A 14453-nucleotide genomic window follows, 5' to 3' on the forward strand; every position below is an offset into this window, starting at 1 on the left:
TGCAGGCAGCGGGCAGATCTGGAAGGCTGAATCTGTTCAGGCGGCAAAGCCGCCATAGCCGCGCGCCACGGGCTTGACCGAGATGACCGGCTGCTCCGAAGGCCACAGCACGCCGGCCGTCACCGCGAAGGTGATCAGCGCATCGCGCGCGGCTTCGGTCGGGATCTCTCCGCTGCGCGCCGCCTCGCAGGCCTTCACAGCGGCGCCATAGCTGAGGCGACGGCGCGACGGCGGGAACTCGGTCAGGAAGTCATGCATTTGGAACAGCGAGGCGATCATGCGCTTGTGGCCGGCGCCGACGCTGAGGGCGACCGGGGTGAAGAACATCCTGTCGTGCATTCGAACCTCTCGAATTGTGGCGGAGGACGGCGGGCAGCAATCCTTCGGTCCTGGGATGGAGCCAGAGCTCCTCACAACGCGCCTTGCGGTTCGAGGTTCCATGTTCGGGAGCCTCTTTGTGTCTGACTGCTGTTCCGGGCCGGAGCCGGCCGTCAGCCCGCCTCACCAGCCTCTATGCCAGCCGCAGCTCCAGACTCTCTTGACCACCCAGTGGTGATGATGCCAGCGTCTGTGTACCCTGACATAGCAGCGGTCGCGATTGTGATGACGCCAATAACGCCGATGGTCACCGTAATAGTCGCCCATGCCGTAATGGCGCCAGTGGTGATGGCGGCGCCATGAGTAGTCATCGTCATACCGGTGGCGGCGCCAGTAGTAATCGTCGTCGTACCGGCCGTTGTCGGTGGTGATCGTCAGGCTTACCGCCTGCGCCGGGACCGCCATCGGTGCCAGAGTGGACACGCCAAGCATAGCGGCGAGGATCAAGTTTCTCATCTCCGCCTCCTTTTCATGAGGATTTTCTAAAGAAAACCCGTTTCGCGGTAGAAAGTTCCCGCTGGCCGCTCAGGCGAAGCCCGATGGACCTGCCCCACCGTCGATTTCCGGTCGCCGGCCGCGAGCGCGGATGTGGCCTATTTCCACATGCCGCGCATGCGGGCGCCGAGGTCGACCTTGACGCCCGGCCGCTGGCGCGGGTCGTCCTTGAGCGCGGCACTCGCCCAGGAGGACTGCTCGAAGGCCGCAAGCATCGATGCAGGGATGAAGCGGGTGCGCGAGGCATAGACGTGGCGGTCGCCACGCGCCGCCTGGTTGTGCGGATAAAAGCGCTGCGGCACGATGAGATGCAGGCTGTCCTTGGCTCGTGTCATCGCCACATAGAGCAGCCGGCGCTCCTCCTCGATGTCCTCCTTGGTGCCGACACCGAGATCGGCGGGGATACAGCCGTCGACGGTGTTGAGCACAAGCACGTTCTTCCACTCCTGGCCCTTGGCCGAATGGATGGTCGAAAGGATGAGATAGTCCTCGTCGCGATGCGGCGGCCCGGCCTGGTCGCTGGTGGCGTCGGGTGGATCGAGCGTCAGCTCGGTCAGGAAACGTTCGCGCGACGGGTAGGTCGAGGCGATCTGCTCGAGCTGCAACAGATCGGCCCGCCGCGTGATGGCGTCCTCATGGATGCGTTCCAGATGCGGCTCGTACCACAGCCGGATCCGCTCGAGGTCGGCCGGCCATTTCGGACCTGTCCGCAGCCCGCCATAGATGTCGAGGAAGACCGGCCAGTCTCCAGCGGCGCGCTGCGGCGGCCGGAAGCGGGCAAGGCCCAGCGTCTCGTCGAGCGACGTCGCCATCGCGTCGACGATCTGCGAGGCGGCGGACGGCCCGATGCCGGGCATCAATTGCAGCACGCGGAAACCGGCGACGCGGTCGCGCGGATTCTCGGCGAAGCGCAGCATCGCCAGCATGTCCTTCACATGCGCGGCGTCGAGGAATTTCAGACCCCCGAATTTCACGAACGGGATGTTGCGGCGCGTCAGCTCCACCTCCAGCGGCCCGCTATGGTGCGAGGCGCGGAAGAGCACCGCCTGCGCCTTCAGCGGCGTGCCGGCCTCGCGTTCGGCCAGGATCGCCTGGCAGACATAGTTCGCTTGCTCGGCCTCGTCGCGCACGCTGACCAGCTGCGGCTTGTGCGAGGACCGGCGCTCGGTCCACAGGTTCTTGGTGAAGCGCTCGCTGGCCTCGCCGATCACCTTGTTGGCGGCGGCAAGGATCGTCTCGGTCGAGCGGTAGTTGCGCTCCAGCATGACGACCTCGGCGCCTTGCGCGAACTGTTTTGGGAAATCGAGGATGTTGCGCACTTCCGCGGCGCGGAAGGAATAGATCGACTGCGCGTCGTCGCCGACCACGGTGAGGCCGGCGCCGTCCGGCTTCAGCGCCAGGAGGATCGAGGCCTGCAGCCGGTTGGTGTCCTGGTATTCGTCGACCAGCACATGGTCGAAGCGGGAGCCGAGATGCGCCGCGATCTCAGGCTCTGCCGCCATCTGCGCCCAGTAGAGCAGAAGGTCGTCGTAATCGAGCACGTTCTGCGCCTGCTTGGCTTCGACATAAGCCGCAAACAGCTCCTTCAACTGGTCAGCCCATCCTGAGCACCAGGGAAAGGCCGAGCCCAGCACTTCGCCCAGCGGCGCCTGCGCGTTCACCGCCCGCGAATAGATCTGCAGGCAGGTGCTTTTGGTCGGAAAACGGCTTCCGGTCTTCGAGAACCCCAGCTCGTGCCGGGCAAGGTTCATCAGGTCGGCCGAATCCTCGCGGTCGTGGATGGTGAAGGCGGGATCGAGCCCGATCTGCTCGGCATAGTCGCGCAACAGCCTCGCGCCGATGCCGTGGAACGTGCCGGCCCAGGCCAGCGCGTCGGCGATGATCGCCGCGTCGCGTCCCAGCACCTCGCCGGCGATGCGCTCGACGCGCTTGGCCATCTCGGCGGCGGCGCGGCGCGAAAACGTCATCAACAGGATACGGCGCGGATCGGCGCCCTTGACGATGAGATGGGCGACGCGATGCGCCAGCGTGTTGGTCTTGCCGGAGCCTGCTCCGGCGATCACCAGCAGGGGCGTCGCCACCTTGCCGTCGCCATGCACAACCGCCAGCCGCTGCTCGTCGTTCAGCCGGGCAAGATAGGCGGGCGCCTCGAAGGACGAATCACGAGCGGCGATGTTCATCGCCCATCAAGCATCGTTTCCGCTTTGTTCGCAATACAGCTGATCTCGCCCTTGGCGCTTGTGGTTGGCGAAAGCCGGCGAGACAGCTGAACTACCGCTTCGGCTCGACCCCCATCTTCGCCGACTGGCGCCGCAGCGTGCGCCTTTCATCGCCCGGCATGTCCAGTGGCGCGACATCGCCGGGCACCTCGTCGATGATCCTAACGGCGACGCGATAGGCGGTGTAGGCCAACAGCCCGGTAATCAGCAGGCGGATCATGACCAGCTCCTCATGCAGTTCGATTGGCTCTCAACCGGATGCGGGCCTGTTGGTTCCCCCAACGAACCAAACCGCGCCACGCAACCAAACCGCCGCCGCCTCGTTTGCCCTGCATAAAAAGGGGCGAACGAGAGGAGGTCGTCATGAAGAAGCTTCCTGTGCTGTTGGCTGCCGCGGCAGGGCTCGTGCTCGCCGCCTGCGACAACAGCATCCCCCCGACTAAGGCGCCCGCCGTCGACCAGAGCCCGCAGGTCGACAAGAACCCGGTGCCGAAATCGACCACCGGCGGCGATCAGCCAGGCACCCCGCCGAAGCAGTAAGGCAGGGCAGGTCGAGTCATCGTCGGGCTTTAAACGAAGAAGGCCGGCGCTGCTTGGGAGGAAGCTGGATAGCGCCGGCCAAGCGGGAAATCAGGCCCGCCGCACAGTCCAAGATAGCTGAGTCTTTCCGCCACGTCATGGTGCGATCGCGGTAGCCGGTTACAGTCCGGGAGAAACCACCGAAAAATCTTGAAATTCTGCAGGGCTCCACCATCGCGAGGCCCCAATGCCGCCTTGGCTGGAGAGCCGTCGGAGGTAGCCATGAAAACCGTTGCGACAAACGCCTTCGTCGTCGGGCCGGTCATCTGGACGGCCGCGTACAACCATCGGCAACGCCCCAGCGACCGTGAACTCCTCTTGATCGCGGCGGCCGACGGTGGCTGACATACGAGGGTCTCGGCAGCCAGTCGCGACAACCCTCACGCCACAGCCGCGATCGCCTGCTGTCCGCCGGCGATCTCGATGTCTAGCTGGCGCTGCGTCAGCGCCGCCTCGGCCACGATCCACTGTTTGAACAGTTCCACCTTGCGCGCGCCGAGCGCCTTGATCGGGCTGACGAAATACCAGCCGGCCGTGTTGGGGTGGTGGACCGCGAAGGGCGCCACCAGCCGTTCTGCGCGGATGTCGCTTGCCATGTAAGCGCGGTTGGCGACGGCAAAACCCATGCCGGCATTGGCCGCTTCGTAGGACATCATGCAGGAATCGAAATAAACGCTCCTGGTCTGCCCAAGCACGAAGCTCGCGCCGGCAAAGCCCAGCCACGACTGCCAGTTCTGGGTGCAGGTGTCGGAGTGCAGCAGCGTGAAATAGCGCAGGTCTTCCGGCGTCACCTTCGACAGCGGCTTGTCGCCCAGCACCTCGTAAAACAGCTTGCGGCTGCACACCGGCGTCAAATCCTCCTTGAACAGCAGTTCCGCGGTGAGGCCGGGGAAATTGCCGTCGCCATAGCGGATCTCGAGATCGTATTCCGAGGTCGAGAACTCATGCGTGGCGTAGGATGTCGACACCCGCATCTCGATGTCGGGATATTGCCGCTGGAAGGACGACATCCGCGGAAACAGCCAGCGCGCCGCGAAAGTCGGCAGCACGCAGATGCGAAGCACATGCGCCTGCGACTGGCCGGTTGCCTCCATGCTGGCCGCCACGATGCGCTCCAGCGCCTCGCGCACGCGCGCCACATAGGTCTCGCCCTCCGGCGTCAGCGACACCGCATTGCCGCCGCGTTCGAAGATCTTGAAGCGCAGCTGATCCTCCAGGCTCTTCACCCTCTGGCTGACGGCGGAAGCGGTGATAAACTGCTCTTCGCCCGCACGCGTGAAATTCCTGTGCCTCGCGGCGCTCTCCACGATTTTCAGCGAATTGAGGTTGACCTGACTAAGCAGACGCACGGGGTTTCGACCTTAAGCTGGGCTTACGCTAGCACCAGCATTCCTAAATTTACAGGGGGAGCTGAATTAATCGACTGTTTACCAAGTGTTGCCCCCACCTTGGAGAAAGTAGAATGAACGCCCATACAATTCCCGATCTGCGCTGTGCAATGAGCCGCGAGGCCATCATTGGTCATGAAACCTCCTGGAAAGTGTCGACTTTCGGCGTCGCCCAATATCGTCATGGTTACGACCCCGCTCTGCTTGCCGCCATCGAGGAAGCCGCCCTGAAGCTGAAGGCCAGCCATGCCGTTCACAAGCATCTCGACCTCACCTTTATCACCGGCGCCGACCGCTATATCCCGGAAATCAAGGAGCTTTTGCACGACAAGCTGCGCCTGGAAAGGCTGTCCGACATGACGGCAACCAAGCTCGAGCCGTATCCACTGTCGATCGTCGGCTCGACCGTCACCTTCATGAACCCAAAGGACGGCGCGGTCGATTGGCATTGCGATGGCGTTCCGGTGACTGAGCTCATTCCACTGTCGATCAGCGACCCACTCATCGGCGGTCATCTCGAAATCTATTGCGACGATTCCGAGACCGGCCGCTCGATCCTGGAATCCGGCCGCGAGCTGCCGCGCAACAAGATCATGCGCATCGACCACAAGACGAACTATGCCACGCTTGGCCAGTTCCTGGGCGTGCTCCACCGTACCGCGCCGATCCAGCTTGGCGAGCGCGTCACGCTGGTGCTCAACCAGCGCTCGGCGACCAAACCCTATGTCGACGACAACCGAATGTTCTACCTCGCCGCCGACAACGACCATGACCGTGCATGGGTGAACGAGCTGGCCGAGGATGTCTGGACCAACCAACTGCCCGCCTATCGCCGCCATGCCGAGGAGCATCCCGTGCCGCAGCCGGCGTCGGAGACGGTCCCCGGCGGGGCAAGGGAGTCTTGGTAATGACCAACGATCCGGTCGAGCGCCAGCCTTCAGTGTCGCTGAGCCTCGGTCCGGTCGTGCCGGAAAGCCGAAGCCGTTCCGGCGTCGCCCTCGGGGCGGCGCTGGCCTTCGCTCTCGCCGCCGTGGCGCTGTGGGCGACCAACGCCTTGGTCGGCAGGGCGCTGCTTGCCCTCTATCCGGTGTCGCAAGTGCAGTTCCTGCAATTTTGCGGCGCGGCCCTGGTGTTTGCGCTGATCCAGTTCCTCCCTTCTCCCCCAGGGGGAGAAGGTGGATCGGCGCGCAGCGTCGAGACGGATGAGGGGTGTTCCAGGGAACGCCAACCTCTCACTCCGCTGGAACACCCCTCATCCGACCTCGCTTCGCGAGGCCACCTTCTCCCACAAGGGGAGAAGGGTAGGTCTATCCTTGCCGCCTATGCCGTCGGCTTCATCGGCCTTGTCGGCACCATGGTGCTGCAATATATCGGCTTCGCCTCGATGCCGGTTATCGAGGCAAACCTCGTCGCCTATACTTGGCCGCTTATGACCGCCACGGCGGTCATCCTGCTTGGCCGGCCGCGCCGTCCGCTGCTGCTCGGGCTCGCCGCGGTACTCGGCTTCGTCGGCGTCGCCCTGGTGATTTCCGGCGGCCGCACGCAGACCTGGTTCGAAGGCGGCAGCCTCGTCGGCTACTTCGCCGCTTTCGGCTCGGCGCTCTGCATGGCGTTTTACTCGCTCACCGTCGGCCGCCTTGCCGTGGCGCCGGAGCGCCTGCTTTTGCCCTCGGCGCTGATCGGCGTCGGGCTGACCTTTGCCTGGTGCCTGCACGATGGCGTTGTGCGCCCAACCGGCGTGCATCTCCTGCTCGGCCTTTATCTCGGCGCTGGACCGATGGGGCTCGGCTACTATTTCTGGTCACGCGCTGCAAAGCTCGATCACAGCGGCAGGATAGCTGTCGTCGCCTATCTGACGCCGATCGCTTCCACGTTTCTGCTGACCCTGTCGGGTGAAAGCCTGTCGACGACGGCGGTTGCCGGCACCGTCCTCGTCATTGGCAGTTGCCTTGCGGTCGGCTTCGAAGCTACGGAGACCCGGGATGAGACCCAAAATGGTCGTTGACGAGGACGAACGCCGCGCCAGGCAGGAGGCGCACTGGCTGATCAGGGAGTTCGGCGCGGAGGCGCCGCTCTATGCGGCCATAAAGGCGGAAAAGGCTATCGAGCAGAAGGACTTCGGCCGCTGCGCCCGCTGGAAGCGCGTGCTGGAAATCCTGGCGGACCAGCAGCCGGCGGATATCAGGCGTAGCGCTTCCGCGACGTGAGCGATTTGCCACGGGACCGCCGAATCGCGCATGGTCGATCGTCCGGCCCGGCGGATTGTCGTTGCCGTGCTGGAACTTGGGCTGAACTTCGACTTTTCAGCAACTTCCATGGAAAATCGAAGTGCTATAGCGCCTTTTACGCATCCAGGCCGAGCGCTTGTGCTATAAAACGATTGCTATAGCTATTAGAATTCCTAACTTGCGCGTTTGCAGTCCGCATAGAAACATCACCCCCGTATCGAGTCTCGTGCGTTTACTGACTCTGGACGGTCCGTTGGGGGACTAGTCCGATACGATACCAAGACCAAAGTCTTAAAACAGCTGGTCACTTGAGAGCCAGCAGAAGGTGAAAAAATTGTCCAACATCGACGATAAAACTGCAATCGAACTGACCGCCGACATTGTTTCGGCCTATGTCGGCAACAATCCGCTCCCGGCCTCCGGCCTGCCTGATCTGATCGCCAGCGTCAGCGCCTCGGTGCGCAAGCTCGCCACCGGCAGCGTCGTCAAGGAGGCAGTGGCGCTGACGCCCGCCGTCAACCCGAAGCGCTCGGTTTTTCCCGACCACATCGTCTGCCTGGAGGACGGAAAGAAGTTCAAGTCGTTGAAGCGCCATCTTGCGACCGATCACGGCCTGACGCCGGACGAATACCGCGCTAAATGGGGTCTGCCCGCCGACTATCCGATGGTGGCGCCGAGCTATTCGGCTACCCGCTCGGCGCTGGCCAAATCGTCCGGCCTCGGCCGCAAGCCGGCCGGCGACACGAGCAAGGGCAAGCGCAAGGTCAAGGCCTGAGGCATGCTTCCCGCAACGAATGAAGTCGCGCCATGGCCATGGCGCGACTGTCTGGGGTAGCCGCCCAGTCCTCTGTGGACGTGGCCGCACCCTTTCCGTCCGCAATTGCGTCAAAACAAGGAGATGGAGCGTTTCACCGTTTCCGTGAAACCGTGAAACGCTCTAGCCGCAGGCCCGAGGTGGCTCGACCGGCCGGGCGCGTTTGGGATCCTGTCCGCTCGCAAGGTTCTCCGCTTCAACCGCTGTCATTTCAAGAAGATAGACAAGCATCTGGTAGCGGGTGCGCGAGAGCATTTTGGCCAGCTTGCGCGTGATCTCCGCGACATATCTCAGCGTTCGCAGATCGTTGGCCGCTCCGTCCATCGTGAGCTCCTGATGTGGCCAAGTTATTGGGCCAAGCTGTTTGTGCCAAGTTTATCTTTGGCGCCCACTCACGACTCACGGCGCAGCCACAAGGTTGCAGGTTTGCGATAAAACTGAAATCGATTTTTGAAAAGCATCAAAGCTTGGTCTGGAAGATTTTGCCGCCCTTTTCTGGTGGTATCGTGTCTGGTTGCACTAATATTGGACGAAAGGCGAACTTGCGGTGGTCTTGACACGATGAGTTGATCTTGCGCGACGGAATGTTGATCGCCACGGCGGCGAGCGGTCGGGGCCGCTCAGTCCTTGTAGGCGGAGCAGAAGGCGGGCGGGTTGTCGTTGCCGATCATGGCGCAGCCGCGCTTGATCTCATCGATCATCATGCTGCAGGCGTTCTGCCCATTGCAAGGCGGGTGCGTCGCCGGCGACACCTGGATGCATTGCGAGACATACTGGTCCGATTTCGCCTTGCCCGCCGATTGTAGGCACGGCCGCGTGTCGTTCTGGCTTGCCTGTGCAGCGGCAGGTTTCGCAGGCGCGGCGCCAGCCGTCGCAGGCGCAATCTTCGCAGGCGAGGCGCCGCCGGTTTGCGGCACGCAGGAGAGGTCGCCTTCCGGACACTGCAACTGGTGCTGCAACTGCGCCAGCCTCGTCTTGGTCAGCTCCGCCTTGCAAACCCCGACCAGGCTCGAATAGATCGAGCCATCGGCATAGGGCTGGGTACGGAAGGCGCATTCCTTGTCGCGGAACGGGATCCAGGCGCGCTGCGCCGCCCGCAGGCGCTCGAGGTCGGCGGGAGCGAGACGCCCCGCCAGCGCCTTGTAGACTGCATTGAGCGCCGTGTCGGCCGAGGCCGCATCGTTGGCCGTGCAGGTGGCAAGGTCGGCTTGCGTCTTCGCCGCCGCGCAGTCGATGGCCGCCGCGCGGGCCGTGGGTGTGGTGAGAAGCATAGCTAGCCCGGCGGCGCCTGCGAAAATCGCGACAACCAGCGAGGCCGAAAGGAGCGAGGTCTTGCCCGGCATCTGATCTGCCCTCTGTTTGAATCGACCCCGCCGCGCACGCCAGCATAGGTTGAGACAATAGCGGCGATCAACGCCAAACCGGCGACGTGGCAAGCAAAGTATGACCGGTGATTGGCGAAAGCGGACGAGCGAACAACCTCACGAACTCTACTTTCCGGCTCATCACGCTTCTGGCCTCCAATGGCATCCCGAACTCCCTCGCGCAAACCGCGCAAACTGTTCGCGATGTCCTCGCACACCTGTTCGCGATGTCCCCGGTCTGTACAGGAGGGTTAGGGTGGGGTCCTCTTCGTAAAACTCATATGCGATCGCCCTGCCTCAAGGGGACAGAGGGGGCGCGGTCCCGCCAGCCTCCCAGTCATTCATGGACGACGGCCGGGTTGCTGTCGATTTGGATCAGCAGGTGCTGCGTCGCGCCCCCCTCTGGCCTGCCCGTCCTTCGCGGCAGCTGCGCTGCAGCTTCGGAGGGTTGACCGGCCATCTCCCCCGCAAGGAGGGAGATTGGCTGTGTCGGCGCCCCGCCCATGGATTCGACTGGAAGAGCAATTTGAGCCGTGTCGCTCTCGAACAAAACCACCTGCGTCGCCAACGCGGTTGTCGTGGCGACCTGGAAGAAGATGAAGGCGAGGGCGAGATAGCGGATCACGGGCTACACAACGCTCCGGCCGGCAACTGGTTCCCTCGTCGGCTCTGCCGGTATCCGTGCCATGGCTCTTGCGAAGCGCCGACGTCCCGTGCAAAAGCCCGCTTATGCTTATCATCAACGATCTTACGCTGCGCATGGCGGGGCGGCTGCTTCTCGATCATGCCTCGCTGACCCTGCCGGCCGGTACCAAGGCCGGTCTCGTCGGCCGCAACGGCACCGGCAAGACGACGCTGTTCAAGGCGATCACAGGCGATTTCCCATCGGAGACCGGCTCGATCAGCCTGCCGAAAAGCACGCGCATCGGCCAGGTGGCGCAGGAAGCGCCGGGTACCGAGGAGCCGTTGATCGAGATCGTGCTGAAAGCCGATGTCGAGCGCCAGGCTTTGTTTGAAGAAGAGAAGACCGCGACCGATCCGCACCGCATCGCCGAGATACACACGCGGCTGGCTGACATCGATGCGCATTCCGCCGAATCGCGCGCTGCTACCATCCTTGCCGGCCTCGGCTTCGACGATGCCGCGCAGAGGCGGCCGGCCTCGTCCTTCTCCGGCGGCTGGCGCATGCGCGTCGCGCTGGCGGCCGTGCTCTTCTCCGAGCCCGACCTTCTGCTGCTCGACGAGCCGACCAATTATCTCGACCTCGAAGGCACGCTCTGGCTGGAGAACTACGTCTCCAAATATCCGCACACGGTGCTCTTGATCTCGCACGACCGCGACCTGCTCAACCGCGCCGTCAATTCGATTGTCCATCTCGACCAGAAGAGGCTGACCTTCTGGCGCGGCGGCTACGACCAGTTCGAGCGCCAGCTCACCGAGCAGCGCGAGCTGCAGGAGAAGAGCCGCGCCAAGCAGGAAACGCAGCGCAAGCATATGGAGTCCTTCGTCGAGCGTTTTCGCGCCAAGGCTTCCAAGGCCAGGCAGGCGCAGTCGCGCCTGAAGGCGCTGGAGAAATTGAAGCCGATCGCCGCTGTGGTGAACGACACGGTGCGGCCGTTCTCCTTCCCCGAGCCGGTGAAGACGGTGGCCTCGCCGATCGTGGCGCTGAACGGCGTCAATGTCGGCTACGCCGAGGGCAGCCCGATCCTGAAGAAGATGACGCTGCGCATAGATGCCGACGATCGCATCGCGCTGCTCGGCGCCAACGGCAACGGCAAGTCGACCTTTGCCAAGCTGCTCGCCGGCCGGCTGAAGGCCGAGACCGGCTCGATGACCGTCGCGCCGGGGCTGAAGGTGGCGATCTTCGCCCAGCACCAGCTCGATGACCTTCGTCCCGAGGAGAATGCCTATGAGCATGTACGCCGGCTGATGCCGGATGCGCCGGAAGCCAAGGTGCGCGCCCGCGTCGCCCAGTTCGGGCTGACGACCGAGAAGATGAACACCGCCGCAAGGGATCTCTCCGGCGGCGAGAAGGCGAGGCTGCTGATGGGCCTGTCCGCCTTCGAGGGCCCGAACCTCTTCATCCTCGACGAGCCGACCAACCACCTCGACATCGACAGCCGTGAATCGCTGATCCATGCACTGAACGATTTCCCGGGCGCGGTGATCCTGATCTCGCACGACCGGCATCTGCTCGAAGCCACCGCCGACCGGCTGTGGCTGGTCAAGGACGGCGCGGTCAATCCCTATGACGGGGACCTGGAGGACTATAAGACGCTGGTCACCGGCGTTTCGTCCAACCGCCGCGAGCAGAAGGACGCGGACAAGGCGTCCAAGGCCGACCGCCGCCGCGAGGCCGCCCAGCGCCGGGCCGCGCTCGAACCTTTGGCCAAGGAAATCCGCGCCACCGAGGCGCTGATGGACCGCATCCGCAAGCGCATGGACCTGATCGAGGACGAGCTCGCCAACCCGGCCATCTACGAGAAGGACCCCTCGACCGCGACGCGGCTCGCCAAGGAGCGCTCGCAGCTGGCGCACACGCTGGCGCAGAACGAGGACAAGTGGCTGACCATGTCGGCTGAGTACGAGGAAGGGATCGCGGAGTGATTAGCTGATCTCCCCCCTTGTGGGGGAGATGCCCGGCAGGGCAGAGGGGGGCGCTGTCCCGCCAGCCTGTCAGCTTGTTACGCGATCAACTGCCGTTGGCCAGAGTAGGCATCTCCAAGGCCGCGTTGCGTCGCGCCCCCCTCTGGCCTGCCGGCCATCTCCCCCACAAGGGGGGAGATTGGCTAATTGTCTCTGGCCCTACACCTCTCCGCCAAAACCCGCTAAACACCCCGCATGAACCAGCACGCCAAGCTCCGGATCGGCCATTCGGCCTGTCCGCATGACTGCCCATCCACCTGCGCGCTCGAGGTCGAGCTGCTCGATGCAAATCGCATCGGCCGCGTGCATGGCGCCAAGGCGAACAGCTATACGGCCGGTGTCGTCTGCGCCAAGGTCGCGCGCTATGCCGATCGCGTCCACCATCCCGACCGGCTGCTGAAGCCGCTGGTGCGTGCCGGGGCCAAGGGGGAGGGCGCCTGGAAGGAAGCGAGCTGGGAAGCCGCGCTCGACCTCGTGGCGGAGAAGTTCATCGCCGCGGAGGAAAGATACGGTTCCGAGACAGTCTGGCCCTATTTCTATGCCGGCACGATGGGGCTGGTGCAGCGTGACGGCATCGAACGGCTGCGCCACGCGAAGAAATATTCAGGCTTCTTTGGCTCGATCTGCACCAATCTCGCCTGGACCGGCTGGATGATGGGGGCGGGCGCCTTGCGCGGCCCCGATCCGCGCGAGATGGCGAAATCCGATTGCGTGGTGATCTGGGGCACCAATGCCGTGGTCACCCAGGTCAATGTGATGACCCACGCGATGAGGGCGCGGAAGGAACGTGGCGCGAAGATCGTGGTGGTCGACATCTACGACAACGCCACGATGAAGCAGGCCGATCTCGGCCTGGTGCTGAAACCCGGCACCGACGGCGCGCTCGCCTGCGCGGTCATGCATGTGCTGTTCCGCGACGGCATGGCCGATCGCGCCTATCTCGAAAAATACACCGACGATCCGCGCGGTTTGGAAGAACATCTGAAAACGCGCACGCCGCAATGGGCGTCCGCCATCACTGGACTGACCGTCGCCGAGATCGAAGCTTTCGCCTGGCTCGTCGGCACGACCAAGAAAACCTATTTCCGCCTTGGCTATGGCTTCGCCCGCCAGCGCAACGGCTCGGTCAACATGCACGCCGCTTCCTGCATCGCCGCCGTCATCGGCGCCTGGCAGTATGAGGGCGGCGGCGCCTTTCATTCCAATTCGGGCATCTTCAAGCTGAACCAGGACGTGCTCGAAGGCACCGCGATGCGCGACCCGAAGGTGCGCTATCTCGACCATTCGCGCATCGGCCCGGTGCTGACAGGTGCTGCGGACGCGCTCTACGGCGGTCCGCCGGTGACGGCGATGCTGATCCAGAACACCAATCCGGCGAATGTCGCGCCGGAGCAGCGGCTGGTGAAGCAGGGTTTTCTGCGCGAGGACCTGTTCACCTGCGTGCACGAGCAGTTCATGACCGATACGGCCAAGCTCGCCGATGTCGTGCTGCCGGCGACGATGTTTTTGGAGCATGACGACATCTACAAGGGCGGCGGCAACCAACACATCACGCTTGGCCCCAAGCTGATCGAGCCGCCGGAAGGACCGCGCACCAACCATTACGTCAATGAGGAGCTCGGCAAGCGGCTCGGCGTCGGCGACCGTCCAGGCTTCGGCCTGACCGAGAAGGAGCATATCGACATCATCCTCGGCAAGCGCGGGCTTGGCAGCTTCGACAGCCTGAAGGAACAGAAGTGGGTCGACCTGCAGCCCGACTTCGACGACGCGCATTTCATCAACGGCTTCGGCCATGCCGACAAGAAATTCCACTTCCGGCCCAACTGGACCGGGCAGTCGGCGCCCAACCGGCCGCCGAAGAGCATGGGCCTGTTCGGCCCGGTCGAGCGGCTGCCGGAATTCCCCGACCATGTCGAGCTGATCGAGGTCGCGGACGAGGAGCATCCGTTCCGGCTGGCGACCTCGCCGGCGCGCAACTTCCTCAATTCCAGCTTTGCCGAGACGCCGGTGTCGAAGGCCAAGGAAGGCAGGCCGGAGTTGCTGCTCCATCCGCAAGATGCGGCGGCGCTCGGCATAAAGGATGGCGGCCGCGTCGAGGTCGGCAACCGGCGCGGCGACGTGGTGCTGCACGCCAGGTTCTTCGACGGCGTGAAGCGCGGCGTGGTGATAGCGGAAGGCATCTGGCCGAACAGCGCGCATGAGCGCGGCGAAGGCATCAACGTGCTGACCGGCGCCGATGCGCCCGCGCCCTATGGCGGCGCCGCCGTCCACGACAACAAGGTGTGGCTGCGCAAGGTACAAGAGCTGAACGCATAGTTGTCACCTGGCCCAAGCGCCTCAGG

16 protein-coding genes are annotated in these 14453 nt (G+C 63.9%); 8 read left to right on the plus strand and 8 right to left on the minus strand.

What is annotated here, in order from left to right; genetic code table 11:
• Positions 1–36: 36 nt before the first annotated feature.
• The 4 genes from AC0L2L_RS19725 to AC0L2L_RS19740 form a co-directional block, all read right to left on the minus strand.
• The gene (locus AC0L2L_RS19725) at positions 37–339 is read right to left on the minus strand and encodes a DUF982 domain-containing protein (protein WP_473580399.1); all 303 of its coding nucleotides are present in this window, start codon (positions 337–339) and stop codon (positions 37–39) included.
• Positions 340–501: 162 nt separating this feature from the next.
• Positions 502–834, minus strand: a complete 333-nt coding sequence (locus tag AC0L2L_RS19730) for a hypothetical protein (protein ID WP_473580400.1) — start codon at positions 832–834, stop codon at positions 502–504.
• A 137-nt stretch (positions 835–971) separates the two neighbouring features.
• Positions 972–3053: an ATP-dependent helicase gene (locus AC0L2L_RS19735; protein ID WP_473580402.1), complete on the minus strand. Its 2082-nt coding sequence runs from the start codon at positions 3051–3053 to the stop codon at positions 972–974.
• Positions 3054–3144: 91 nt separating this feature from the next.
• On the minus strand, positions 3145–3312 hold the full coding sequence (locus AC0L2L_RS19740) for a hypothetical protein (RefSeq protein WP_473580404.1): 168 nt from the start codon (positions 3310–3312) through the stop codon (positions 3145–3147).
• Positions 3313–3455: 143 nt separating this feature from the next.
• On the opposite strand from AC0L2L_RS19740, the gene AC0L2L_RS19745 reads away from it, so the two are divergent.
• Positions 3456–3632: a hypothetical protein gene (locus tag AC0L2L_RS19745; RefSeq protein ID WP_473580406.1), complete on the plus strand. Its 177-nt coding sequence runs from the start codon at positions 3456–3458 to the stop codon at positions 3630–3632.
• A gap of 261 nt (positions 3633–3893) precedes the next feature.
• Positions 3894–4016 carry a hypothetical protein gene (locus tag AC0L2L_RS19750; RefSeq protein ID WP_473580408.1) on the plus strand — a complete coding sequence of 41 codons (123 nt, stop codon included), beginning with the start codon at positions 3894–3896 and terminating at the stop codon, positions 4014–4016.
• 35 nt (positions 4017–4051) lie between these two features.
• Here the strand turns inward: AC0L2L_RS19750 and AC0L2L_RS19755 are convergent, their stop codons facing one another.
• Positions 4052–5020 (minus strand): LysR substrate-binding domain-containing protein, encoded by a 969-nt coding sequence (locus AC0L2L_RS19755; protein ID WP_473580410.1) that lies wholly within the window; start codon positions 5018–5020, stop codon positions 4052–4054.
• A 113-nt stretch (positions 5021–5133) separates the two neighbouring features.
• On the opposite strand from AC0L2L_RS19755, the gene AC0L2L_RS19760 reads away from it, so the two are divergent.
• The 4 genes from AC0L2L_RS19760 to AC0L2L_RS19775 all read left to right on the plus strand — a co-directional run bounded on the left by AC0L2L_RS19760 (position 5134) and on the right by AC0L2L_RS19775 (position 8062).
• A complete protein-coding gene (locus AC0L2L_RS19760; RefSeq protein ID WP_473580412.1) occupies positions 5134–5967 on the plus strand; it encodes a hypothetical protein in 834 nt (277 codons plus the stop codon).
• The gene (locus tag AC0L2L_RS19765; RefSeq protein ID WP_473580413.1) at positions 5967–7064 is read left to right on the plus strand and encodes a DMT family transporter; all 1098 of its coding nucleotides are present in this window, start codon (positions 5967–5969) and stop codon (positions 7062–7064) included. The genes AC0L2L_RS19760 and AC0L2L_RS19765 overlap by 1 nt, the downstream gene beginning before the upstream one ends.
• Complete coding sequence (locus AC0L2L_RS19770) at positions 7054–7266, plus strand: hypothetical protein (RefSeq protein ID WP_473580415.1); 213 nt, start codon at positions 7054–7056, stop codon at positions 7264–7266. The genes AC0L2L_RS19765 and AC0L2L_RS19770 overlap by 11 nt, the downstream gene beginning before the upstream one ends.
• Before the next feature lie 355 nt (positions 7267–7621).
• Positions 7622–8062, plus strand: coding sequence for a Ros/MucR family transcriptional regulator (locus AC0L2L_RS19775; protein ID WP_473580417.1), 441 nt, complete (start codon positions 7622–7624; stop codon positions 8060–8062).
• 162 nt (positions 8063–8224) lie between these two features.
• On the opposite strand, the gene AC0L2L_RS19780 is transcribed toward AC0L2L_RS19775, so the two are convergent.
• From AC0L2L_RS19780 to AC0L2L_RS19790, 3 genes are all read right to left on the minus strand, one after another.
• A complete protein-coding gene (locus AC0L2L_RS19780; protein WP_473580419.1) occupies positions 8225–8425 on the minus strand; it encodes a hypothetical protein in 201 nt (66 codons plus the stop codon).
• Between the two features lie 296 nt (positions 8426–8721).
• Complete coding sequence (locus tag AC0L2L_RS19785) at positions 8722–9444, minus strand: lysozyme inhibitor LprI family protein (RefSeq protein ID WP_473580421.1); 723 nt, start codon at positions 9442–9444, stop codon at positions 8722–8724.
• 358 nt (positions 9445–9802) lie between these two features.
• Positions 9803–10090, minus strand: coding sequence for a hypothetical protein (locus AC0L2L_RS19790; protein WP_473580423.1), 288 nt, complete (start codon positions 10088–10090; stop codon positions 9803–9805).
• Positions 10091–10194: 104 nt separating this feature from the next.
• Here AC0L2L_RS19790 and AC0L2L_RS19795 point away from each other — a divergent pair, with 104 nt between their 5' ends.
• The gene (locus tag AC0L2L_RS19795) at positions 10195–12072 is read left to right on the plus strand and encodes an ABC-F family ATP-binding cassette domain-containing protein (RefSeq protein WP_473580425.1); all 1878 of its coding nucleotides are present in this window, start codon (positions 10195–10197) and stop codon (positions 12070–12072) included.
• Between the two features lie 234 nt (positions 12073–12306).
• Positions 12307–14427, plus strand: a complete 2121-nt coding sequence (locus AC0L2L_RS19800) for a molybdopterin oxidoreductase family protein (RefSeq protein ID WP_473580426.1) — start codon at positions 12307–12309, stop codon at positions 14425–14427.
• The last annotated feature ends 26 nt before the right edge of the window (positions 14428–14453 follow it).

The sequence above is a fragment of the Mesorhizobium sp. WSM4832 genome (assembly GCF_055811115.1).